Consider the following 22,429-nt stretch of genomic DNA (forward strand, 5'->3'; position numbering starts at 1 on the left):
TGCAAAATAATTGCCCGCTTTGTAAAAGCCTGGCGGGTTGACGAAAAGAGGTTGTCTCAAAAATGAGACAACCTCTTTTCTATTTGCCGGCACAGGAGTATCGCAAAGAGCGCAAAGTGACTGCAAAGTTCGCTAAGTATTCTCCTGCGTTCTGTACGATACTGCTAAGAGGATGCTCGTTGAAGCAGATCGCGATCTGTGACGATACGGGTTGCCGAATGCAGAGAATCTTTTACTCTATTGGACTAAAAATGACTGGTGATTCAGCGACCGTGCTCCTGCCTGCAGGAATGGAGATTAAGCTGATCAGGCAATTTGCGATTTCATCTGCGAGCGGGTCACGGGTTATTATTTATTTCCGGCGAGTGTATTCAACTCTTTCAGCGTCGCTTTTAGAGTATTATCCCCGGGTTGAATGCTCAGGGCCAGTTCAATATCTTCAATGGCACCAATGTAATTGCCAAGGCATCTTTTTACCGCAGCCCTGTCAGCGTAGTAGTCCGAGGTGGTAAATTTTTCTCTTTCCTTTCTGTACAGGCGGATCGCCTCGTCATAGAATTTAAGCGCCTCTGCGCATTTGTTCTGGCATTTTAAGATGGATCCTTTCGTGTGATTGTTAAAGGAAGTGCTCTTAACGTTGATCGACTTGTTGGCATTCTCCAGGGCTTCGTTGCAGTTGCCATTGAGGAACTGAGCCCATGAGAGGTTGTTGTAAGTAGTTTCATCTGTATTGCCGTCAGCTACGGCAACCTTATATAAGCGGATCGCTTCAGGATAGTTTTTCTCGTTAAGCTGTTCCTGGGCTTTTTCCCTGTTTGTTCTTAAGTTCTTATCTAAGTTCTCGCGGTTTCCGAAAAGCTGCAAGCGTTCGAAGTCGTCCATTTCATACATATCACGGGAAAAGGCAAGCGTGCTGATACGACGGTTTTTGTCCCATTGCTCTTTGATCTTCGCTGATGGAAAATCCTTTTGCGGGTTGAAGATGGTTTCCGAAAGAAGTGAAGTATGTTTTGTCATGATGAGATGCCATTCGAATCCATCATGTTCAACGGAGGTAATATTATAATTGTCTTTGTATTTCTCGTTGATCCAATCTGTTGGAAAATCTTCACTGTGTTTGAAGGACTGGGCCTCGTAGGTTTTCAATAAGGACATTACTATATACCATTTGCCATCGCCGTAGGCGATATCGGTAATATTGAATTTGGTGTCTTCTTTCCATTTGCCTCGGGCGAATTCAATCACTTCTTCCCATGTTTCCCGGCTTGCCCAGCTTTGAGAAACGAATGGGGTTTGATCTGTCATGATCGCGAGCCATTGATCATCGCCGTAGGTAAGTTTGGTTATATACTTATCGTCGTCCCACTGCTGTTTGATCCAGGATTGAGGAAAGGCTTCGTCCCATTTCCACCGGATATTTGTTTTTACAGCTGTTTCAGTTGCGACAGCATGCCATCTTCCGCGGGCGTATACGACCTCGCTTATGACCCGGCTTTTCTGTGCCTGTTCACGAATATAGGTCTCCAATTCAGGAAGGGTCTTAAAATCGTTATATGACTGACCAAGTGAGCTCTGGGTCATAACTGCCGTCCATTCGGAATCAGATTGAGCAGATGTTACAAATGCCTGCAGGGAAAACAGGCATGCTACCAAAAAGGATTTCATGAGGTGTGGTTATTACGCGCGAAAAATAGTCTCCATTGATCGGTCCTGCAATACCCCTTTGAAGTGACGGAGCTACGTAGTCAACAACAGGGTTAATGTCAACGAACTGGGGCGGGTTTCACCGGAAATCATTATTTACACCATTCGCGATATCGTCTGTTTGAAAGTGAGCTTCTGTTACCCCATGACGGGTGTGCCCCTCCGGCCCGAATATTGTTTTCTTAAAAGAAATTATGTGGTATGAGTAAGCAAAAGTTAAACTTAGAAACGCCCTGGCCGGAGGTGAAGGAAAAGATCAAGGAAGTGAATTATGACCTTACGGATGCTGATCTTATGCTAGAGCCGGGTAAAGAGGATGAACTGATCAGCAGGCTGGCCAAAAAAATGCATAAAACAGAGGAAGAGGTCAAGGGATGGATAGAAAGTGTTGCGCACACGAAAAACCGTGCATCCTAGCTAAGGGGCACCCAACGAACTTACATAATCATTAAAACCTTTTGCCAGGGCGTTGAAAAGTAAAGATCCCTGCAAGCGGTATCCATCAGCCGTGAAATGTACTTTATCACGGCTCATCAGGCCGCGCCTGGACCAACTATAGGCAGAGCCATAACCATTGGTGATGCGATAGAGATCCCAGAGAGGAATAAATTTTTTGTTGCAATAGGCAGAGAGTGATTTGTTGAGTGACTGCAAAACTGCATTTGAGGCACGTCGCTGCCGGTACGAATCCGGGGCCGTAGTAATAAGTATAGAGGCTCCGGGGGATGTTTGACGGAGTTTTTCCAAAAATGTTTCGAGGTCTTTGAGGAACATTGCTTCGAAAAAGCTGGCGCGCTGTGCTTCATTCGTCCCAAGGGAAATAATATAAAGATCTGCTTTAAGCGCCGGCAGTTGTTTCCAGAATAATGGTGCAATATTGTACTGATCGTAACGGGCTCCGTTCACACCTATCGTATGATAGAGAATGCCAGGTGCGGAATTTTCAAGAGAAACCCCATAAAAGGCTTTTGGCTCACTGGTAGGAAGACTGGTGAGCGTGAATCCGGTAATAGGCTGTTTTAGTTCAACTTCCCGATAGACCGATGAGTCATTTGACTCACGTGATAAGGTATGAGGAATATCGAGATTATCTGCCTGGAAGATCCAGCTGGTGTTTGCACTGGTATCAAGGAAAAACTTCATCTTATTAAAAACCTGTAGACCTTCGGTGAAGCTGGTACGCAATGAAACACGCAGGTTTGCGGCTTCTGAGGTGGTGGTAATAGCATATCCGGAGATACCGGAACTTATTTGTATTTCAGGGTGAGCGACGCGATTAAATTGCCAACGGATACTGGAGGAGCTGATAATATCCTGTGGTGCATTGGACAGGGCGATCTGGTATGGAAATACAAGTCCGCGGCCTGCATTTCCAAAGAAGTCCTGCAGATTTTTCCTGACCGTTCCGGAAAGAAAGTCGGCCTGAATATGTGAGTCTCCGATGTGCACGATGGAAACGACGGAGTTACTATCTTTTTTCAGGGTATAAAGTTTTTGGTAGAAGGAGTCGAGGCTGGTGTTATTAAAAATGCGGTTGAAGACAGCGCTGACGAAGGGGTATCGTTGAGCGAGTGCGTGATCGTCTGTGGGAATTCGCTGGCAGAAGCCGTTGAGATGGATGATGCAGGCGAGGGCGAGGGTATAGAGTAGGCGGAGGATCATTCAGTCGGGTTGGAGGATGATGGATGAAGAGTGGGAGTATCGTGGAGGCAGTCCTTTTCAGACACCGCCAGCAGCCCTTCGGGCCCTCCCTCCCCCGCCACCAACCTGCCGATGGATGTTTGGGTTTATAGAAATATTGTTAGGGCAGAATCACTCCCGCCATACTTACACGTATTCCCTTACCGAATCCCGGTTGCTAAGCTAGTTGCTACGATCTTTACCTTAATCTTCAGATCACTAATCAATGACACTGTAAAGATCAGTTCCAGCCAAGCCAAAACCATGGGAAAAACCACGGAATCGGCGGGAAAATAACGGAGATCTTCCGTCAAAAAACATGTATCAATGCCAAACTACAGCTCTTTACGCAAACGAGCAACCGGAATATTCAACTGCTCCCGGTATTTCGCAACAGTACGACGCGCAATATTGTATCCTTTCTCCTGCAACAATTCCGTCAATCGTTCATCACTCAACGGGCGTTTTTTATTTTCGCCTTCGATCAGGTCACTAAGGATCTTCTTCACCTCACGGGTAGACACTTCTTCTCCGCTATCTGTGCTCAGGGATTCACTAAAGAAGAATTTAAGCCGATACGTTCCGAATTCAGTTTGCACAAATTTGCTGTTAGCCACGCGGCTTACAGTTGAAATGTCAAGCCCTGTTTTTTCAGCAATATCTTTCAGGATCATCGGGCGGAGTGTTGTTTCGTCTCCGGTCAGGAAAAAGTCATGCTGATGATTCATGATCGCTGTCATCGTGCTCAACAATGTATGCTGGCGCTGTTTGATGGCATCAATAAACCATTTTGCGGCATCGATCTTTTGCTTGATAAATAAGACGGCTTCCTTTTGGCGTTTGTCTTTTTTTGCTCCGCGATCATATTCTTTCATCATATCGCGATACCCTTCACTGATGCGTAGCTCCGGTGCATTCCTTGAATTGAGGGTAAGTTCCAGTTTGCCGCCATTGTTCATAATAAAGAAGTCCGGCACAACATAGCTTTCCGCTTTATTGATACCTCCAACATTACCGCCCGGCTTGGGGTTAAGGCGGATGATCTGCTGCATTACTTCTTTCAGCTGGTCCTCATCTATATTGAGCCCTCGTTGGATCTTTTCGTAGTGTTTCTTGGTAAACTCGTCGAAGTACCGGCGGATCGCCATGATTGCGGTATCAACATCGCGGCCTTCGTCTTTCTGACGTTGCAGCTGTAGTAGCAGGCATTCCTGGAGATCGCGTGCAGCAACTCCGGGAGGATCAAACCGCTGGATCCGTTGAATGATCGCCTCCACCTCCTCGTCTGTAGCGGAAACATTCTGACGGAATGCAAGATCATCCACGATCGCAGATGTTTCGCGGCGCAGATAGCCGTCCTCATCAATACTTCCAACGATCTGCTCAGCTATACGTTGCTCCTTCTCGCTGAGTTTTAAAAGCCCCAGCTGGTTCAACAGGGTCTCATAAAAGCTCGCTTCCGTTTTAAACGGGATCTGCTTCTGTTCCTCGTCAGGATAATTATCGTCGCGCAATTTATAATCGGCAACATCATCATCTCCATCATGGACATATTCGCTTACATCGATATTATCATACTCATCCTCGCTTCCGCTCTTTTCTTCGTATTCTGTATCACCGGTATCGGTAAACTCGTCTTTCAACTCATCTGCATTATCATCATGCTTCTCGTCGTCGAGTTCCAGTGCAGGGTTTTCCTCCAGCTCCTCTTTGATACGTTCTTCGAGGTTCGCGGTCGGAACTTGCAGCAGTTTCATCAACTGGATCTGCTGAGGCGATAATTTTTGTAAAAGCTTCTGCTGTAACGTTTGGCTAAGGGCCATAATATTCAGACATTTAGTGGCTGGTAAATGTGTAAGGCATTAGACTTAGACAAAAATCCGGCCGTTTATCAAAAATCAGGCCGTAAATTTACAAAACAAAGGAATACGACATGGCGGAACGATCCATTTGTTTGTTTGTTGTGATCATTCTCCTCTTAAATGGGGAAATTTTTGCACAAGATAAAAATGTGGAAAACTTGACTACCGGGGGCTTGGAAAAGACGATCGAAAGGCGTTTCCTGGAGGGAAAAGACGGTGCGCATTTGCTTAGAAAGAAGACGATTATGTGGGGAAAGCCTGATATGATAAGCCAGCCGAGGATATTGTTGAGAGCGCCTATTCCTGAGAGTTTCTTTTGCAGGAAGGAGTGGCAGTTTGAGAAAGCGACATCAATACCGTTGAGATTCCGGTTGGGGTCGTTGGCGTATACAGATTATTTGGAAGGCAAACCGAACGCATTCAAGCCCTGATGACATATCTTGAAAAGAAAAGCGGCATTTCGAGAAAGATCGAAATGCCGCTTTTTATTTGAGGGATTACTTCCTGGGTTTTTCGGGGAGCCAATCCATAACCGGGATCTTAGCTGCGGTTTTATAATAGTTAGTGCGAAGGCTATCGTTCCAGTTATTGGGATTTCGTTTGAAAGAAGAGCTGTTGTAGAACACACTTCCTTTGATCTCGGGGTATTCGCGGACGAGATTGATCTGGTTCGGCAGCTCAGCGGGCCTTTTCCAGGGAGCGCTGTTCTCATAGAAGCGATAGATGCCGTGGCCAATATAAACGTGCCGGCCGTAGCTATGCTTATTCCACCAATCAACCATTGTTTCGAAAGGGATCTTACTGTGACCGATCTCAAGGTATAATTGCGGGGCCACATAGTCGATCCAGCCGGTTTTCAACCAAAGAAGAATATCTGCATAGAGATCGTCATAGTTTGTAACACCGGCTTTTGTATCACTTCCTTCAGGGTCCTGCGAAGCATTGCGCCAGACGCTGAACGGAGAGATCCCGAATTTGCAATACGGTTTTTCGGCTTTAATGGCTATGCTGATCTTTTCAATGATGGAATCAACATTCGCTCTTCTCCAGTCATCTTTTGAGAGGGTGCTGCCTGATCTTTTATACGATAAAGCATCGGGAAATTCCTTGCCTGGTAAGCGATAGGGGTAAAAATAGTCGTCCATGTGAATGGCATCTATATCGTACCGCTTCACAATATCGCGGACGACATTGACCACGAACTCCTGTGCGAGTTTATTTGCGGGGTCAAAATATTTCTTATCTCCATAAGTAAGAAACCATTCAGGGTGCGTGCGTGTAACATGGTCCGGGGCGATGGACGCTGTGCGGATATTAAAGTTTGCGCGATAGGGATTTAGCCAGGCGTGAAATTCCATTCCCCGTTTATGCGCTTCTTCGATCATAAAAACAAGCGGGTCATAGAAAGGGAACGTCGGCTTCCCCTGGATCCCCGTCAGCCACTGGCTCCAGGGTTCATAAGGTGATGCATAAAACGCGTCTGCCGCAGGTCTGATCTGAACGATCACGGCATTCATGCCGTTGCGCTGGTGCATGTCCAGCAACTGAATAAAACTGGCTTTTTGCTCGGCGGGATTACTTACGCCACGCGGAGGCCAGTCGATATTATCAACAGTTGCTATCCAAACACCACGGAACTCGTATTCGGGCTGGGCGAATGAGGACAGGCAGAAAAGGCAAGAAAGGGTCAGAAAAAACAGCTTCATTGTTGTAAATCAAGTGAAATACAAAACTAGGCCATTGGTGGTTACTGACTAAGTAAAAAGTCAAAATTAAAAATTAAAAAAGAGCCCGAAGAGACTCTTTAACTTTTTGTTGCTTACTTGCTTCCGCGAAGTTTATCCAGCAATTCGCTGAGGGTCGCTGCTTCCTTTTTGCTGAGGTTGGCGAGAACATTGTCCATTTCGTCCTGACGGGTATCCAGCTTTTCAAGCACTTTCTTTCCCTTGTCAGTGATCATTACATCCACCAGGCGCCGGTCTGACTTGCAGGTACCCTTTTTCACCAGACCTTTTGCGATCAACCGGTCGACGATCCTGCTGGTATCACTCATCTTATCCAGCATTCGCTCCCTGATCTGAAGCGTGGACAATGGATTTGGAAGACTTCCTCTTAAAATACGGAGAATATTGAACTGTTGAGGGGTGATGTCTGCCGATGCAAAAATCTCTTTTGTTTGCTCAGACATCCAGTTAAAAGTGTAGATCAGGTTAACTGCCGCTTTATGGTAGTCGCTGCGAAATTTCGTTTGTATGTCCTGGTCGATGCCCATAGTCATAAGGTTAAAGTAGTAAATAATAAAGCGTCAGTTCCGGAAGGAAGTACAAAATTAATGTTATAACATTGACTTCCCAAAAAAATCGATGTAATCCAATAAGGGCCTGAATTTGGCCGGATCCGGGTGCCCGCTTCATTCCGCACCGAAATTAGGATTTTTTGATCTCTGGAGAACTTTCCGGAAAATGTGTCTGCATCTATCTTTTCTGGAATTCTATGATCTGATATGCCACAACTGTTATACTAAGTATCTTCTTTTTATGCTTTCTGCGTATCTGTTTTCATCAGGGGTTGGGCTTTGCCGGATCTGTTTGACTTTCAGGTATACCAGGAAAACCCGGTGCAGATCGTTATTGCAATGATCATTTGCCTGGCCGTATTCTTCTTCTCCGGAAATACGCAACTTCTTTTGTATGATGATAAGGTGACAGAGAGAAATTCTTCGTTCGCGGTCATATTTTTTTGATGGGACACAAGGAATGGCCTTTAGCAACTATTAACAGGCGGGTGTTCCAAAGAAATACCGCCGGGCGCGGCTATGGGCATAATGCTTATTCTATCTATGATCATTCCGACGCCTGCCCGGTCAACAAAAACTGATCTTAAGCTGAAATTTAATGACGGAACATCTCCGGTCCTTCGATCGGAAGCCAGTTAACAAAAGCTCACTGTATTTACCTCCAGGACCAATGAGCGATTGACGCATAAAGAACCTTGTAGCCGAAATCTTTAAATACCCGGAGAGTGGTATTGTCTTGCTTTGTTAAAATCGGGTCCTTTGCAGTCTCAACTATCAACATGCAACTGCTTACTAACTTCGTCCGCCCTTTCTGCGAGGGTTTTGTTTCCTTCTACACACTGGTGTATGAAAAATTTTCCGGCAGGTAGATTTCTAGTGTTGACCAGGATTCTTCTTCAATTCAGCGGAAAGCTTAAAGATGGTGAACAGGTGGTGAGCTTCATGTAACAGGAAGAAGTTAAGCCACTGGATCATATGCATCGATCCGTAGACCGGGTGATTACCTGTTCTTGCCAGGTCAGTTTCATTAAAGCTGAGCATGCCTGAAGAGATCTCCTTGCGGACACTAAGCAGTTCCTGGATTATTTCACGCGATGATTTGATCACATGCTCATGAAAAAGCGGATCGCCTTCTGCGGAATACACGTCAAATGAAGGATTTCCTCCTTCAAGCATCTGCCGTACGCGATGGACAAACGTGTGCTGATAGGTTTCGAGATGTACAATGTTCTCAAAAATAGACCACTTTCCGGGAAAGATCTGCATCCTGATCTGATCATCTGATAGTCCGTCGATCAGTTCTATTAACGACTTGTGCTGATACTGTAACCGGGTGGAGATGGAAGATGGCATTTGCATGGTAAACTCTTTGACTTGTGTGGCAATTCATAGAGTATGGACGGTGGTTATGAACGATCATCATCCGTTTCCCGTTATTTCAAACTTACGCCGTGAATAAGGAGAAAACAGACGCTAAAGTTAAGTAATTAGTACAACCGAATCTTTCTCCAATGCATTTTAACTAAATATAATGCGGACAATTCAGCGATGATCGTGCCGGCAGATATGTGTATTCTCTTATTGGGCACTTCAGGATGATGTTACAACACGGGGGTGTCAGCGCAGTGGGATATTTTAATCGTCACTCCAAACTTTTGTTCCTTCAGAACAATTTGCGCAGATATCGATATTCTTCCTGCCTTTCAATATTTGTGTACGGAACTTTGTGTACTCTCCGTTTTTCCAGATCTCTTTGAATGATCTTTCCCGAAGGTTTCCCAGCCTGTGTTGTGCATCTTTATCAAAGCAGCATGGAGCAACGAGGCCATCCCAGGTGATCACCGGGTCATGCCACAAACGCCAGCACTGATTGGCCAGCTTGCCTTTGAACTCTGTGCCTTTTGATGTTTTGCGATAGCGGCTGTATTTATCGATAGTGGGAATAAGCTGATTGGGATCTTTTTCGAAATCGTATACCTGTGCTGTTTTAAACCAGACATCGTCGACGCCGATCTCTTTTGCCAGCCTTTTCACTTCTTCGATCTGATGTTCGTTATGACGCACTACCAGGAACTGAAAGATCACAAACGGTGTCTTGCTTTTCAATTCTTTCTTCCATTTCACAATGTTTGCGGCACCTTCCAGCACTTTCTTAAGCTGTCCACCCACGCGATATTGCTGATAGACTTCCTGTGTGGTTCCGTCAATTGATATGATCAGCCTGTCGAGCCCGCTTTCAATGGTCCGTTTTGCATTGGCATCAGTGAGGTAATGAGCATTGGTGGAAGTGGCGGTATAGATCTTTTTTTCAGAGGCATATTTCACCATATCCAGGAAAGAAGGATTCAGATATGGTTCTCCCTGGAAATAGAACACGAGATAAAGGAGTTCCTTATGTAACTGATCGATCGTTTCCCTGAAGAAATCGCGTTGCAGCATTCCGGTAGGCCGGGTAAATGCCCGAAGTCCGCTTGGGCATTCCGGGCAGCGTAAATTGCAGGATGTGGTGGGTTCAAAAGAAATAGACACGGGCATGCCCCATTGAACAGCTTTTTTCGTCCATTTGCTGAGATAATAACTGCTCAGTACTTTTAACCCATTCCAGGCCCGCCGGGGGGTGAGCTTGGATAAAAGATTGATACTATCGTTTCTATTCACTCTGGCCATCCGGGAGTAAAGTTAAGTTGGTATCTTCAAATGCTTTTCAATGAGTTTAACTATTCCATATCATATTTTTCCGCTGGGGGATTCTGCGATGACAGTGGATTTTGGCAGCAGGATCAGCCCGGAGTTGAATAGTGCTGTGATGAAGCTATATCATGAGCTTCAACTTACTCCCCTCCCGGGAATGGTAGAAGCGGTGCCGGCATACAGCTCCCTGAGCGTGCATTATGATCTGCTGTATTGCAGCCGCCACCGGCCTGCGGAGCAGACGGTATTTGAGTGGATGGGGGAATTGCTGGATAAGCGCCTTAGGAAACTTGATTATGAAGAGATCATTCCTTCCCGGGAAGTGGTCGTGCCTGTTTGTTACGATATCTCTTTGGCCCCGGATCTTGAGATGCTGGCGCGGGAGAGAAATCTCTCTGTAGAGGAAGTGATCCATCTGCATCAGGCTGCTCCGTATCGTGTATACCTGTTGGGCTTTCTGCCGGGATTTACCTATCTCGGGGAGACCGATGAACGGATCGCAATGCCAAGAAAAATGCAGCCAAGCCCGGTAGTTGCGGGAAGTGTGGGAATTGCGGGCCGGCAAACGGGGATCTATTCCCTGTCATCGCCGGGAGGCTGGAATATCATCGGCCGCACTCCGCTGAAATTATTTGATAAAGACCGTGAACCGCTTACGCTTCTTAAGCCGGGCGATATCATAAAATTCGTTTCAATCAGTAAAGATGAATTTGAGGATCATTAAATCAGGGGTGCTGGACACTGTTCAGGATCAGGGGCGATATGGCTGGCAGCATATCGGGATCAATGCGTCTGGCGCGATGGATCGTTTTTCTGCAGAGCTGGCAAATGCGCTGGTAGGAAATGATTCTGCACAGCCTGTATTGGAAATGCATTTTCCCGCGGCCTCCCTTTTCTTTGAGCAACCATCATTGATCGCAATATGTGGCGCCAATTTTTCGGCTGTTCTGAATGGAGAACCTGTACCCTGCTATCAGCCGATCCTCGTAAATAAATACAGCATTCTCCAGTTCGAACGCCTGAACCAGGGGGCTCGCGCCTACCTCGCCATAGAAGGCGGAATGAATATCGGTAAATGGCTAAATAGTTACAGTACGCATCTTAAAGCGGGGGCGGGCGGTCACGCCGGACGACCCTTGTCAACAGATGACGAGATCAGGCTGAATTCATCGGTCGACTGGCAATCTTATCTGGAGCGAAATGAGTTTCGTGTACTACCCTGGCGCGCGTCAGACTTTTGGGAAAAAGAGCCGGTTGATGAGATCTATATTTTACCGGGAAGGGAGTTTTCGGGTCTAACGGAATTGTCGCAACTCAGTCTCACGGGTAAAACATTTACCCTTACACCTCAGTCGGACCGGATGGGTTACCGGTTGCTGGGAGATCCTCTTGAGATGCAGAACAGGGAGGAAATGATCTCCACTGCCGTTACGTTTGGAACGATCCAGTTACTGCCGAATGGACAGCTCACCATTCTCATGGCAGATCATCAGACGACAGGGGGCTACCCACGGATAGCGCACGTTATATCTGCTCATCATTCAAGACTCGCGCAGCTTTCCCCCGCAGAAAAGTTGCGTTTCCGGATAACAGACTACAGTATGGCGGAGGTGCTTTATCGCAGGCAACAACAGCATTTGCACCAGATCAGGTATGCCTGTCAATTAAAACTTGAATGGTTTATTCATGCCGGTCATTGACATCAACTGCGATATGGGTGAAGGTGTCGGTAATGATGCCGCGCTGATGCCTTACATCAGCTCTGCAAATATTGCCTGCGGTTATCACGCAGGAGATATGGATACGATGAACACGGTGATAGAACTTGCCATGGCGCATGATGTTTCCATAGGCGCTCATGTCTCGTTTCCCGATAAAGAGAATTTCGGCAGAAGTGAAATGCAGCTGCCGTTGAACGAAATTTATGTCCTGGTGCAGGACCAGCTCCGGTTGATGATCCAACTTGCAAAGGGTAAGAACGCTTCTGTAAAACATATCAAGCCGCATGGAGCGTTGTATAATATGTCTGCGAGGCAGGTCCGTCTTGCAAAGGTGATCGCGCAGGCTGTTGCAGATATCGATCCGTCCATGGTACTGATGGGTTTGAGCGGGAGCTGTTCTATTATCGAGGCGGATAAGCTCGGGTTGAAAACAGCAAGTGAAGTGTTTGCCGACCGACGGTATGAGGAGGATGGCAGTCTTCGTTCCCGGTCTTTGCCCGGTGCAATGATCGAAAATGAGGAGGAGGCGTTGCAACAGGTGCTGCAAATGATCATGCGAAAATCAATCACGGCCTTTTCCGGCAAGCAGATCCCTGTTTCTGCAGATACGATATGCATACATGGTGATGGAGCACACGCGGTCGAGTTTGCAAAAAGAATTCATCACACACTAAAAGATCAATCTGTTGCCATCAAAGCTTTTTAAGTTCAAGCAATGGGGCGGTGCCGGCCTGGGTGCCGCATTCCTGATGGCGAATTCATCCATCGGCCCGGGATTTCTCACGCAGACAACCGTATTCACGCAACAACTATTGACCAGCTTTGGCTTTGTTATTCTTATATCAATCCTGATCGACATTGGTGCGCAGCTGAATACCTGGAGGATCCTTGCGGCAAGTGAGCTACGGGCGCAGGATATCTCCAACAAGCTACTGCCAGGCCTCGGTTATGTTTTATCTGTACTGGTCGTATTAGGCGGTTTTGCATTTAACATCGGCAATATTGCGGGTTGTGGGCTGGGGTTGAATGTTCTAACGGGAATGTCCTTTGAAAAAGGTGCAATGATCAGCGCAGTATTTGCGCTTTTACTTTTCTGGGCGAGAGAGATCGGGTCAATGCTGGATGGTTTTACCAAGATCGTTGGAACGGTAAAGATCCTGTTAACGCTTTTCATCGCGTTCAGTGCTCATCCGCCTTTGGCAACAGCCATACATCATACGATAATTCCAGAGAAGATCAGTGTTGCCGCAATCGTAACAATCGTTGGGGGAACAGTTGGAGGATATCTTACGTTTTCAGGAGCACACAGGCTGCTTGATGCCGGTATAAAAGGCAAACAAAATCTTGGAAAGGTGAACAGAAGTGCAATACAGGGAATTGCCATTTCTACCCTGATGCGTTTTGTACTATTCCTTGCAACGGTTGGCGTACTACTTCAGGGAGCGGTGCTTGACAGGAATAACCCGGCCTCAACGGTATTTGGTTTTGCGGCCGGCGAGATCGGGTTAAGAATATTCGGCGTTGTATTATGGAGCGCGGCAATCTCTTCGGTGATCGGAGCATCCTATACATCCGTGTCGTTCATCAAAACATTTCATCCTTCATTGCAGAAACATGAACGGCTCTGTATTTCGATCTTCATCATCCTCACAACGTTTGTGTTTGTTGCTGTGGGAAAGCCAACAGAGCTGCTGCTGCTTGCCGGTGCTGTGAATGGACTGATCCTCCCCATTGCCTTATCGATAATGTTGATTGCGGCAACAAAGCCACGTATCATGCAGGATTATAAACATCCGGTCTGGATGCAGTTGACCGGGTGGACGGTTGTGGCAGTAATGGGATGGATGGGTGGTATAGCTATCCAGGAAACGATACACAAAATGTTCTAATAGTTATCCGGTTTGTTTGTTCTCCATTCTCCGGGAGGAAGTCCATATTTTTTTCTGAAGGCGGTAATAAATCCCGCAACCGTTTCATAGCCGGCCTTTTCGGCAATATCTTTTATCAGTATTGGTGTTGTTTCCAATAGCTCTAATGCGTACTGCATCCGCAGGTTCATCAGGTGGCCAAACATACCTACATGGAAAACTGAACGGAAGTCTTTCTTTAATTTGAATTCATTTGTACCGGTCTTCCTTGCCAGGTCCTGGATAGAAAAATGCTGAAGGAGGTTTTCACGAATGATCCTGTCTGCTTCATATACAGCATTTAATTCAGCCGCAGAAAGATGATCATACGATGAGGGTTGTAAGGAAAGATGTGAAAAGAAGAGTTCGCGGACGGAGTTCTCATAATAAAAATTATGGAGAGTGGGTTGATACTTGTTGAACAACAGGTCACTGCAAAGCCTTTGCATACCTGCCGGAAGGGTCATGATCTGGCCGGCAGTTTTTCCGATCTGAATTGCATCTGCCTCATCCATGATCATTGAGGCACTAAGATAACGGCACCGGGCGTCCGGGGAAATGTTAAAGACAGATACATTGTCTTTTGTGACGCGGTATTGACCAGCCCTTATTGTTGTGCCGCCGTTTTGCAGATCATTTACCTGTGCTGTGCCATCGAGCATGATCTCTATTCGCCAGCGATCACTGTCTTCTTTTATAGAGAAAGAAAGTTGCGCATTCTTAAATGTTTGGAAAATTCTATAGCTGATCCTGAAATCGGGTTGATCGTATTCCTGGAAATCTGCGGCAAATGCTGTCCCTTCTGCGCACCAGTAATTACTGCCGGGCAGTCGCGCACCTTTAAACTTTCTGAGAGATGATGCAACAAGCTGAACAGTCTGACCACCGGATAAGGTTAGTTCAGGAATCATTCCGTTTGAACGCGTTTCTATCTATCAAATATCTTTAGATGGGTATTAAAAAAGTTTATTGAATGGGATTATTTTGCGCGATTTCAAAAAAGCGGATAATATATCAGGAAAGTATGCTGCAATCGGGTCAGATTGTTTTTTCTGCGATGACAGGATCCGCTTTTGTGATATGGTAAACGCGGTATTCACCAGGTTCCAGTGAGTAGGTTTCTTTGCGGGCAACGACTACTGTTTTTTCAGAGAATAATTCTTTGTACACACCAGCAACTGCAGGATGATTGAAATGACAAATGCTTTTTGACGGCGCAAGATTCAGGCACACAAAAACCGTATCATCCCGGCGCCTGCAGAGATAGATGAGCACGTCCGGGTGGCCTGATGGAATCAGTAACACCGATGCACTGTCTTTGAGCGCTTTGCTTTTTTTACGGAACGTAAGTAAAGTTTTATAGAACTCATGAAGCTCTATCTCTCCATTCCAGTCGATCGAATCCTTTTCAAAGAAAGCAAGCCGTTTGAGGTTAGGTTTTTCCTGGCCTGAATAGATCAGTGGGATACCGGGCCATGTACAACTGAAAACGGCCAGCGCCTTTGCGGCTGCTCCGTATTTTTCATATTCAGTTCCCCAGTAAGTGTTTTCATCATGATTTGATGTGAATAGCAGTTTTCTTGCGCCGACCGGGTAGCGGGCGTAAGAATGCAATATGGGTAATACATTGGCGAGTGTGAGTTCCGGCGGATCCTTTTTGTATTTGTCAAGTGCGCGCATGGCTTCCCATCCATAAGTGAGATCGAAGGCTTCATGATATTCCAGTATTTCACATTCTGCCAGCCAGAACAATGGCTTTAAGGAATCACATTGTGCGCGTGCTTCTATCCAGAAGTCGAGCGGAACGGTACGCGCCATGTCACAACGAAATCCGTCGATGTCATACTCACTGATCCAGTATTTCATAGACCGGAGCATTTCTATACGCATCTCCGGGATATCATAATTGAGATCTATCACATCAACCCAACCGTAGAGTTCGGTGAAATTTCCTTTATCATCTTTCCGGTACCATTGCGGATACTTTTGCGTCCATTGATGATCATAACCTGTATGGTTTGCCACCCAGTCAATAATGACTTTCATTCCCAGTGAATGAGCCGAGCGGATCAATTCTTTGAAGTCTTCTGCATTTCCATAGGCGGGATCAATTTCTGTATAAGAGCTGGCGGCGTAGTAACTACCATAAGTGCCCTGTCTTTTTTCAACACTGATCGGAGTGATGGGCATCAACCAGATAATTTCAATACCCATGTCATGCAGGCGCGGAAGATGTGTCGCGAAAGCCTGCAGCGTTCCTTCTGGAGTGTATTGCCGGACATTCACTTCGTAAATGTTTGTTCCGTCTGCCCAGGAAATAATTGGAAAAGCGGTGCTCATTCTTTCTTTTTTATGCTCTTGAAAAACAACTAGCATACCATTGATGAATATGATGCTGCTTATTTAACGAATGGCAACAGTTTTAAATGAATTTTAATGAGTATCTAATAGTTAGCACGATCATTTCCGGTATGATTATTTGTTATAGTACCGGGTTGTGGTTACACAATGCTTGTGAATCACCTGTTTAACTTAAAAATCAACTCTTCCCCACCTCAAATATGGAAAACTTTACCCTTTTTCAATTCTTCCACTGGTATTATGATGCAGATGGTAATTTGTGGCAACATGCAAAAAATGAAGCGGATCGGTTGGCTGATTGGGGCGTAACGCATATTTGGCTTCCACCGGCATATAAATCTTTTAAAGGCATACATGAGCCCGGTTATGCAGTATATGACCTTTATGATCTGGGTGAGTTTGATCAGCAGGGCAGTGTGCGTACGCGATACGGAACAAAACAGGAGTATCTTGATTGCATCAAAGCATTACAGGCAAAGGGGATCAATGTGCTGGCAGATATCGTTCTCAATCATAAACTCGGTGCTGATGAAATGGAGAACATTCCTGTCCGCAAAGTAAGTGATGAGAATCGCAATGAATACACTAGCGAACCGATTATGATCGACGCGTATACAAAATTCACCTTTCCCGGAAGAAAAGGGAAGTATTCAACGTATGAATGGGACTGGCATTCATTCACCGGTGTTTGTAATGATAACGACATTCACATTATTCTCAATGAATACAGCAATGGTACCTGGGAAGAAATGCTTGAGGAGGAAAACGGTAATTATGATTACCTGATGGGGAATGATATTGAATTCAGAAACCCGCATGTAAGAAAGGAATTGAAGAAGTGGGGTGAGTGGTACGTAAAAACAACCGGTGTGGATGGTTTCCGACTTGATGCATTAAAACATATTACGCCTAATTTCTTCCCGGAATGGCTGGACCATCTTGATAAGCGGTTTAAAAAGCATTTTTTCTGTGTGGGAGAATACTGGCAGAATAATGTGTATGCGTTAATGAATTATATCGCTACAACAGGCGAGCGTGTGCGTTTATTCGATGTTCCTCTTCATTTTAATTTCTATGATGCTTCACAACGCGGAGAGGATTATGACCTTCGGCAGATCTTTGATAATTCACTTGTGAAAGAAAAACCTGAATCTGCGATCACTTTTGTGGATAATCATGATACGCAGCCATTACAGGCGTTACAATCAACTGTTGAGTACTGGTTCAAGCCGCTGGCTAATGCAATGACGCTGCTACGTGACCAGGGAATTCCCTGTCTTTTTTATCCCACGATCTATGAAGCGAAATATGTTGACTACCAGGATGGCGAGGAGATCTATATAGAACTCAATAATATCGAAGCGGTGATCACGATGGCAAAAGTGAGAAGTCGTTTGGCGTATGGTCCTCAGCACGATTATTTCACTCATGCGAACATGATCGGATGGACGAGAGAGGGTATTGATGAAAAGCCGTCAAGCGGTTGCGCGGTTCTGCTGAGCAACAATACTGATGGGCAGGAGGAAATGTATGTTGGCGAACGGCTGGCAAATAAAGTATTTATCGATGTCTGCGGCGGGCGGGAAGAAAGAGTTCAGATCGATGAAGCGGGGAAAGGGATCTTCTTTACAAACGGAAGATCTGTATCCGTTTGGGTGCAGGAAGGCAGTTTAAGCTGAGAGAAAGGGTTACAGGCATGCACTTTGCTTTGGTATCTTATAAGCCTTAATTAAAATTTATGACACCATTTTTTGATGAAGCAAAGCTTAGCCAGCTGAAGGTTGAGCTGAGCGACCTGGATCGGGAATATGTAGATGTGGATGGCATCAAGCTGAAACCAAGTCAGTGCTATCGTATTGAAACCGATCCTGCGCATGTGTTGTTCAATACAAATTGCCCGGGTCAGTTAAAAGACAGAATTCAAGCTTTACTGCAAAAGTATTTGCCAGGGGATGAAAGTAGCGCATCAAAATAAGGAGCTTCCGGTATCCGGAGAAGACATCCTGAAGCAGGCTCAACGGTTTGAAAAAGACGGGGAGCTGGCGGATGCGGCAAAACTGTATCTGCGTCATCTTAAGATGCTGCCGGGAAATGAATATGCTTTTTCCCGGTTGATGATCATTTACCGGAAGCAGCGGGATGTGGAGAAGGAGCTGGCAGTAATAGACCGTGCGATAAAAGCATTGCAGGCAATATTTAAGAAGAGCTTAAAGGTTGCGCCGACGAGAAAAACGGTTGAGATCAGCAGAAAACTGATGAAGGCGATGGGCCTTGCTGATAACAGAGGTGTTGAGCTGAATGAAAGGGAACCATTGCGGAAGTGGAGAAAACGGAAGGAATTGCTGGAGAGGCGATTGCATGGGGCAAAAAAGAAAGCACGGTGATAGAGGGGTAAAGAAAGATGTATGCTTAAAAAGCGAAGAGACAATGCCGGGAGTACGTAGAGAATATGGGTTGACTGTAGGAGTGCGGTAAGACCTTTGTACAGTTATGGTACACTTAGCGACCGTTTTACCGGGGAAAATTGTAGAGAAACGGTACACTTATTTTTCACGCTGCCGTATGCCGGGGATCGTTCATTCCCCAGCTCCGGGATGTAGCCGGTATGTTTCAGCTTTCAGGGATAAGGTGTACCCTGGGTAAAGCCGGCCGATGACTGGTATCATTTCACATTTGCCGGGCATGGCAGAATCATCAACATTATTACCGTTGCGCACGCAAGAAAAATATTCATCCAAAGATCAAGCGCATCAAGAATGTATAAAGTAAAAAGCCGTATTGCAATCGCAATACGGCTTTTTACTTTATACATTCTTGTCTTATTCCATTATTTCCTCATAATGAGCCAATCTTCCATCCCTGGTCATTCCTTCAATGATCACCCGGAAAGCTTTGGTAACATCATTATTATAGAAGGTTAGCACTACAGGCTTTCTTGAAGTCATTTCAATATTCGGGTTCCAGTAGAGGGTGCTGCGCAGATCGCGTTGTTCGTTTTCCTGGTTAAAGCTGCTGTAATTGGGGGAATAAAACTCACGGATCGCGGTATAACCTTCCACTTTGTTATTCGCAAGGCCTTTGCCGGGTTCATTACGAACATCATTACCGCGTCGGGTATAGATGGCAATAGCGCCATTACCGCCATTGAAACCTCCCATGAATGGCGGGCGGAATACTTTGATATAGGCGACATCCTGTACGGAGATCGATGAGACCATCTGTACATCGCTGTTCATTTCATCCAGGTACAGAGCCGGAGTACCCTGGCGCCAGGTAAGCGTTGTGTTTGAGCCGTTGCCGGAGATCTGCAGACCGGCAACTTTTCCCTGGAGGTATGTAAAGATGTCGATCGCGCTTTTAGCGAAGGGATCATTGACCAGATCAAACTGGTAGCCATCTCCTCCGGAAAATAAACCCGAAGCATATTTTTCATCAAGCACCTGTACGGGAGACTTGGTCTTGCTTTTTACGATCACATTTTCCAGGGTCTTGATCTTGTTTTTCTCAGCGATATCATTTGATTCATTTGCCATCAGCCACTGACGATAGTTTCCGAGAGTATCTGCAAGGATGGCAAAGCCGAAACGTCCGACCGTTTTTCTCACCGTTGGAGGTTGCAGCCGGTCGGTCATAAACTGCAGTGTTGCATTCTTGAGGTCTTTATTCTGGAATTGATAATAGATCTGTGCGGTATCGAAAATAATGACCGAGCGCTCATTGATTGTACCGTTACTTTCGATCGGGACCAGTAATACCTGGCCTTCCGATTTTTTCTGTTTCAGCATCAAAACGACCGCAGCACCCGGGGGGATCTGACCGGGAATAGCGCCGAAAACTGTTCCGGACAAAGTCATGTAGCTCGTATCTTTTGCGAAAAGAGGCTTTGGCGTTTTTCCGCTTAATACCTCGTCCCATTTAAAACGGCGCCAGCCATGGGTCAGCATGACGAGATCGAGTTTCTGGGACATCAGCTCATCATTCGACGTGAAGTAATGTGATGCATTGTAAACATCGCCCCTGATCTCACTGCTTAACAATAAGTGGGAAACGATATTCCTTGAGGTGTCTTTGCCTATTGCTTCGTCCGTAACAGCGATGGATAAGCTTCCGACCAGGCTGTCCGGTAAAGTGATCTTAATTTCATTTCTTGCTCTTTTGTTCAATCCCCAGTGTTGAACTTCAAACTCGGGTTTGAAAATGAGGTCTTCATTATTTATAAAGGAAACGCGTTCTGCGAGCGGGGCCCAGTTTTTATCAAATACGGTAAATGTCAGCAAGCCTGTTGGTAAATTTTGAGTGGGAACAGCGCCTTTAACTTCGCTGCCTGCCGTTGCCTTACTCACCCTGAAAACTTCGTGCTGATACATCGTTCCTATGATATGGAGGGAGTCGTTTGCTTTAGCAATGTCTGCGGAGTAATTGACCTGGAAGCGGCGTGTTGTTCCTGCAACCTGCACCTGGAGGCTGGCGCCGGAGGTTTTAGCAGCCGGAAGTTTGGTTGTATGGCCAACTTCTTTTTCATCTTTCCAGTTAGCGGTATAAGTTGACCCATCGGGAATAAGCATAAAAAAACCCATGCCATTGTGAAGTGGGCGCAGGCTGTCTACAAATTTTCCCTGTGCGTCAGTGATCGTGCCTTTTATTTTCACAGGCTTGCCCCACTGGTCATTTGCCTTGAAAGCGATCTTGGTTGGCTGACCAACAATTGCATCACCACCTTCCGGGAAAAACTGTAGTGTAGCTATTGTTTGCGGGCGGGCAGCAGCGGTTTTAGGATCGTTCCCTAAAACTCTGATCTGCTTTGTAAAAAGAAATGCGGAGTCAAAATTCAGCATCCACCGTGTATACGCCCGGAAAAAAACAAACTGGCCTTTATAATCGAGCGGAATTTCGAATTGTCCATTTGTTACGCCATCCACCATCGGGCTGGTGATATGCTGCAATAAATTGCCTTTCTCATCAAGAACATCGGTATAGAACGATTTCGATTCAATGGCGGGGAGGACTTCGTTCATTACATAGGCCTTGAACCAGATCGTTTCACCGGGCGAATAAGCCTGTTTATCATAGTGCAGATAAGCGCGCTCGGGCCCGAATTTTTCAGCAAAATCAGCTATAGAGGCATCCACCTGCTGCATAGTTTTCTGGGCATGTGCCGGGGCGAATGCAGCACTTGCTATAACAAGCAGAGAAAGAGCGGCCTGTGGTAAAAATGAGATCTTTTTCATACGAATCAATGAAGCCCTAAATTACGTATGATCAGGTATGAAAAGAAACTGTTAACAGATTTGCAACAAAAAAAGGAGATTGACCAGGGAGCTGCGGTTCAAATCAGCGGCAGGAAGTACAAATATCTCCCGCACGCGCTGAAATGGATCGTCCACACTGTCCTTACCCCGGTCTTATCCTGCTACTGCTATTCTATCAGGGTTCATCTATGATACGTACACGTACAGAGTTCTCGATCTTCCCCGTACCATATTTATCCCAGAAAGTGACTTTTACACCGTAATGTTCATCCGGCAGCATTGGAGCTCCGGTGTTGACCCTGCATTGCAGGTACTGAACACTGTCTTTATTGAACAGGCCATGATCGGCAAACAGGTCCGGTTCTGAAAAAATGGCCCTGCCTGCAGTATCTGTGATGACGAGCGAGCAGCCTACGGAGACCTGCCTGTCTTTTATGGTAAGACCGTCAATGCCGTCATTGATCAGTGTGAAGTTCTCGCCGAGCGGAATATCTGTGTGGTTCAAGGTTTCACCATTCATCACCAGCCTGGATTCTTTGGTTGAAATGCCATCATATTTCACGCTTAGTCCGGTTGTGCCGTCAATGGAGAAACCTTTCCGGAAGCCTCCTGTCTGGCAGGCATATAATGATACAGAAAGCAGGATCAGGATCATCCATCTTACCGCTCCTGAACTGCGGATCAAAGCCGGCCGCAATGCCCCGATCATTCGCAGCAATAAATACCAGAAGATCCTGAATACTCCCATGATCAGCCATGAGGTCAGAATTGTTTTAATCAGTGTCATACTGTCTTCGCTTAGAGAGAAAGGTACTTCAAAAAACAGCAGTCTGACCCAGGCGAAAACAATTACCGCCATAAAAAGGCCGAGAAGAAAAGTTTCCTTCAGGAATTTTTTTAAGCGTTGTGAGAAAAGAATTTCGATCATAAAATAAAGTTGATAAGGTTTAAAGAGGGC

21 protein-coding genes are annotated in these 22,429 nt (G+C 45.8%); 9 read left to right on the forward strand and 12 right to left on the reverse strand.

The genetic code is table 11. The annotated features are described in order from the left end of the window. Window positions 1-348 precede the first annotated feature (348 nt). Window positions 349-1,665 carry a tetratricopeptide repeat protein gene (locus LZZ85_RS02325; protein ID WP_237868315.1) on the reverse strand — a complete coding sequence of 439 codons (1,317 nt, stop codon included), beginning with the start codon at window positions 1,663-1,665 and terminating at the stop codon, window positions 349-351. A gap of 240 nt (window positions 1,666-1,905) precedes the next feature. Here LZZ85_RS02325 and LZZ85_RS02330 point away from each other — a divergent pair, with 240 nt between their 5' ends. Beyond that, a complete protein-coding gene (locus LZZ85_RS02330; protein WP_237868316.1) occupies window positions 1,906-2,121 on the forward strand; it encodes a general stress protein CsbD in 216 nt (71 codons plus the stop codon). On the opposite strand, the gene LZZ85_RS02335 is transcribed toward LZZ85_RS02330, so the two are convergent. Together LZZ85_RS02335 and rpoN are read right to left on the reverse strand one after the other, a co-directional pair. Next, complete coding sequence (locus tag LZZ85_RS02335; RefSeq protein WP_237868317.1) at window positions 2,122-3,366, reverse strand: GDSL-type esterase/lipase family protein; 1,245 nt, start codon at window positions 3,364-3,366, stop codon at window positions 2,122-2,124. A 353-nt stretch (window positions 3,367-3,719) separates the two neighbouring features. Further along, complete coding sequence (rpoN, locus tag LZZ85_RS02340) at window positions 3,720-5,207, reverse strand: RNA polymerase factor sigma-54 (RefSeq protein ID WP_237868318.1); 1,488 nt, start codon at window positions 5,205-5,207, stop codon at window positions 3,720-3,722. Between the two features lie 110 nt (window positions 5,208-5,317). Between rpoN and LZZ85_RS02345 the strand changes: the two genes are divergently transcribed. Then, window positions 5,318-5,677, forward strand: a complete 360-nt coding sequence (locus tag LZZ85_RS02345; protein ID WP_237868319.1) for a hypothetical protein — start codon at window positions 5,318-5,320, stop codon at window positions 5,675-5,677. A gap of 66 nt (window positions 5,678-5,743) precedes the next feature. On the opposite strand, the gene LZZ85_RS02350 is transcribed toward LZZ85_RS02345, so the two are convergent. The 5 genes from LZZ85_RS02350 to LZZ85_RS02370 form a co-directional block, all read right to left on the reverse strand. Then, entirely contained in the window at window positions 5,744-6,952 is a 1,209-nt protein-coding gene (locus tag LZZ85_RS02350; RefSeq protein ID WP_237868320.1) for a glycoside hydrolase family 10-like protein, read from the reverse strand. Window positions 6,953-7,065: 113 nt separating this feature from the next. After that, window positions 7,066-7,518: a MarR family winged helix-turn-helix transcriptional regulator gene (locus LZZ85_RS02355; RefSeq protein ID WP_237868321.1), complete on the reverse strand. Its 453-nt coding sequence runs from the start codon at window positions 7,516-7,518 to the stop codon at window positions 7,066-7,068. A 323-nt stretch (window positions 7,519-7,841) separates the two neighbouring features. Beyond that, window positions 7,842-7,979 carry a hypothetical protein gene (locus tag LZZ85_RS02360; protein ID WP_237868322.1) on the reverse strand — a complete coding sequence of 46 codons (138 nt, stop codon included), beginning with the start codon at window positions 7,977-7,979 and terminating at the stop codon, window positions 7,842-7,844. 436 nt (window positions 7,980-8,415) lie between these two features. Then, window positions 8,416-8,901 carry a DinB family protein gene (locus tag LZZ85_RS02365; protein WP_237868323.1) on the reverse strand — a complete coding sequence of 162 codons (486 nt, stop codon included), beginning with the start codon at window positions 8,899-8,901 and terminating at the stop codon, window positions 8,416-8,418. Between the two features lie 276 nt (window positions 8,902-9,177). Beyond that, window positions 9,178-10,209, reverse strand: coding sequence for a radical SAM/SPASM domain-containing protein (locus LZZ85_RS02370; RefSeq protein ID WP_237868324.1), 1,032 nt, complete (start codon window positions 10,207-10,209; stop codon window positions 9,178-9,180). A gap of 40 nt (window positions 10,210-10,249) precedes the next feature. Between LZZ85_RS02370 and pxpB the strand changes: the two genes are divergently transcribed. Genes pxpB through LZZ85_RS02390 form a run of 4 tightly spaced genes read left to right on the forward strand, consistent with a single transcriptional unit; the run spans window position 10,250 to window position 13,843 of the window. Continuing rightward, window positions 10,250-10,957: a 5-oxoprolinase subunit PxpB gene (pxpB, locus tag LZZ85_RS02375; protein WP_237868325.1), complete on the forward strand. Its 708-nt coding sequence runs from the start codon at window positions 10,250-10,252 to the stop codon at window positions 10,955-10,957. Next, window positions 10,938-11,933: a 5-oxoprolinase subunit C family protein gene (locus tag LZZ85_RS02380; protein ID WP_237868326.1), complete on the forward strand. Its 996-nt coding sequence runs from the start codon at window positions 10,938-10,940 to the stop codon at window positions 11,931-11,933. Before pxpB ends, LZZ85_RS02380 begins: the two co-directional genes overlap by 20 nt. Continuing rightward, complete coding sequence (locus LZZ85_RS02385; RefSeq protein WP_237868327.1) at window positions 11,905-12,660, forward strand: 5-oxoprolinase subunit PxpA; 756 nt, start codon at window positions 11,905-11,907, stop codon at window positions 12,658-12,660. Before LZZ85_RS02380 ends, LZZ85_RS02385 begins: the two co-directional genes overlap by 29 nt. Further along, window positions 12,641-13,843, forward strand: coding sequence for an NRAMP family divalent metal transporter (locus LZZ85_RS02390; RefSeq protein WP_237868328.1), 1,203 nt, complete (start codon window positions 12,641-12,643; stop codon window positions 13,841-13,843). Before LZZ85_RS02385 ends, LZZ85_RS02390 begins: the two co-directional genes overlap by 20 nt. On the opposite strand, the gene LZZ85_RS02395 is transcribed toward LZZ85_RS02390, so the two are convergent. Together LZZ85_RS02395 and LZZ85_RS02400 are read right to left on the reverse strand one after the other, a co-directional pair. Continuing rightward, window positions 13,840-14,772 carry a helix-turn-helix domain-containing protein gene (locus LZZ85_RS02395; protein ID WP_237868329.1) on the reverse strand — a complete coding sequence of 311 codons (933 nt, stop codon included), beginning with the start codon at window positions 14,770-14,772 and terminating at the stop codon, window positions 13,840-13,842. The genes LZZ85_RS02390 and LZZ85_RS02395 overlap by 4 nt on opposite strands. Window positions 14,773-14,899: 127 nt before the next feature. Beyond that, window positions 14,900-16,201: an alpha-amylase family glycosyl hydrolase gene (locus tag LZZ85_RS02400; RefSeq protein ID WP_237868330.1), complete on the reverse strand. Its 1,302-nt coding sequence runs from the start codon at window positions 16,199-16,201 to the stop codon at window positions 14,900-14,902. A 221-nt stretch (window positions 16,202-16,422) separates the two neighbouring features. Between LZZ85_RS02400 and LZZ85_RS02405 the strand changes: the two genes are divergently transcribed. Genes LZZ85_RS02405 through LZZ85_RS02415 form a run of 3 tightly spaced genes read left to right on the forward strand, consistent with a single transcriptional unit; the run spans window position 16,423 to window position 18,606 of the window. Further along, window positions 16,423-17,901, forward strand: a complete 1,479-nt coding sequence (locus LZZ85_RS02405) for an alpha-amylase (RefSeq protein WP_237868331.1) — start codon at window positions 16,423-16,425, stop codon at window positions 17,899-17,901. A 59-nt stretch (window positions 17,902-17,960) separates the two neighbouring features. Continuing rightward, the gene (locus tag LZZ85_RS02410) at window positions 17,961-18,197 is read left to right on the forward strand and encodes a hypothetical protein (protein ID WP_237868332.1); all 237 of its coding nucleotides are present in this window, start codon (window positions 17,961-17,963) and stop codon (window positions 18,195-18,197) included. Then, window positions 18,175-18,606, forward strand: a complete 432-nt coding sequence (locus tag LZZ85_RS02415; protein ID WP_237868333.1) for a hypothetical protein — start codon at window positions 18,175-18,177, stop codon at window positions 18,604-18,606. The genes LZZ85_RS02410 and LZZ85_RS02415 overlap by 23 nt, the downstream gene beginning before the upstream one ends. 435 nt (window positions 18,607-19,041) lie before the next feature. Here LZZ85_RS02415 and LZZ85_RS02420 read toward each other — a convergent pair whose 3' ends face one another. Next, on the reverse strand, window positions 19,042-21,450 hold the full coding sequence (locus LZZ85_RS02420; RefSeq protein WP_237868334.1) for a hypothetical protein: 2,409 nt from the start codon (window positions 21,448-21,450) through the stop codon (window positions 19,042-19,044). A gap of 196 nt (window positions 21,451-21,646) precedes the next feature. Further along, window positions 21,647-22,399 carry a hypothetical protein gene (locus tag LZZ85_RS02425; protein WP_237868335.1) on the reverse strand — a complete coding sequence of 251 codons (753 nt, stop codon included), beginning with the start codon at window positions 22,397-22,399 and terminating at the stop codon, window positions 21,647-21,649. Window positions 22,400-22,429 lie beyond the last annotated feature (30 nt).

Origin of the sequence: Terrimonas ginsenosidimutans (genome assembly GCF_022012415.1) — a bacterium.
Classification (GTDB): domain Bacteria; phylum Bacteroidota; class Bacteroidia; order Chitinophagales; family Chitinophagaceae; genus Terrimonas_A; species Terrimonas_A ginsenosidimutans.

What these genes read in the sequence shown, in the direction of transcription:
- LZZ85_RS02325 (WP_237868315.1), bottom strand. Translation starts at nt 1,665, where the DNA reads ATGAAATCCTTTTTGGTAGCATGCCTGTTTTCCCTGCAGGCATTTGTA.
- LZZ85_RS02330 (WP_237868316.1), top strand. Translation starts at nt 1,906, where the DNA reads ATGAGTAAGCAAAAGTTAAACTTAGAAACGCCCTGGCCGGAGGTGAAG.
- LZZ85_RS02335 (WP_237868317.1), bottom strand. Translation starts at nt 3,366, where the DNA reads ATGATCCTCCGCCTACTCTATACCCTCGCCCTCGCCTGCATCATCCAT.
- rpoN (WP_237868318.1), bottom strand. Translation starts at nt 5,207, where the DNA reads ATGGCCCTTAGCCAAACGTTACAGCAGAAGCTTTTACAAAAATTATCG.
- LZZ85_RS02345 (WP_237868319.1), top strand. Translation starts at nt 5,318, where the DNA reads ATGGCGGAACGATCCATTTGTTTGTTTGTTGTGATCATTCTCCTCTTA.
- LZZ85_RS02350 (WP_237868320.1), bottom strand. Translation starts at nt 6,952, where the DNA reads ATGAAGCTGTTTTTTCTGACCCTTTCTTGCCTTTTCTGCCTGTCCTCA.
- LZZ85_RS02355 (WP_237868321.1), bottom strand. Translation starts at nt 7,518, where the DNA reads ATGGGCATCGACCAGGACATACAAACGAAATTTCGCAGCGACTACCAT.
- LZZ85_RS02360 (WP_237868322.1), bottom strand. Translation starts at nt 7,979, where the DNA reads ATGACCGCGAACGAAGAATTTCTCTCTGTCACCTTATCATCATACAAA.
- LZZ85_RS02365 (WP_237868323.1), bottom strand. Translation starts at nt 8,901, where the DNA reads ATGCAAATGCCATCTTCCATCTCCACCCGGTTACAGTATCAGCACAAG.
- LZZ85_RS02370 (WP_237868324.1), bottom strand. Translation starts at nt 10,209, where the DNA reads ATGGCCAGAGTGAATAGAAACGATAGTATCAATCTTTTATCCAAGCTC.
- pxpB (WP_237868325.1), top strand. Translation starts at nt 10,250, where the DNA reads ATGAGTTTAACTATTCCATATCATATTTTTCCGCTGGGGGATTCTGCG.
- LZZ85_RS02380 (WP_237868326.1), top strand. Translation starts at nt 10,938, where the DNA reads ATGAATTTGAGGATCATTAAATCAGGGGTGCTGGACACTGTTCAGGAT.
- LZZ85_RS02395 (WP_237868329.1), bottom strand. Translation starts at nt 14,772, where the DNA reads ATGATTCCTGAACTAACCTTATCCGGTGGTCAGACTGTTCAGCTTGTT.
- LZZ85_RS02400 (WP_237868330.1), bottom strand. Translation starts at nt 16,201, where the DNA reads ATGAGCACCGCTTTTCCAATTATTTCCTGGGCAGACGGAACAAACATT.
- LZZ85_RS02405 (WP_237868331.1), top strand. Translation starts at nt 16,423, where the DNA reads ATGGAAAACTTTACCCTTTTTCAATTCTTCCACTGGTATTATGATGCA.
- LZZ85_RS02410 (WP_237868332.1), top strand. Translation starts at nt 17,961, where the DNA reads ATGACACCATTTTTTGATGAAGCAAAGCTTAGCCAGCTGAAGGTTGAG.
- LZZ85_RS02415 (WP_237868333.1), top strand. Translation starts at nt 18,175, where the DNA reads ATGAAAGTAGCGCATCAAAATAAGGAGCTTCCGGTATCCGGAGAAGAC.
- LZZ85_RS02420 (WP_237868334.1), bottom strand. Translation starts at nt 21,450, where the DNA reads ATGAAAAAGATCTCATTTTTACCACAGGCCGCTCTTTCTCTGCTTGTT.
- LZZ85_RS02425 (WP_237868335.1), bottom strand. Translation starts at nt 22,399, where the DNA reads ATGATCGAAATTCTTTTCTCACAACGCTTAAAAAAATTCCTGAAGGAA.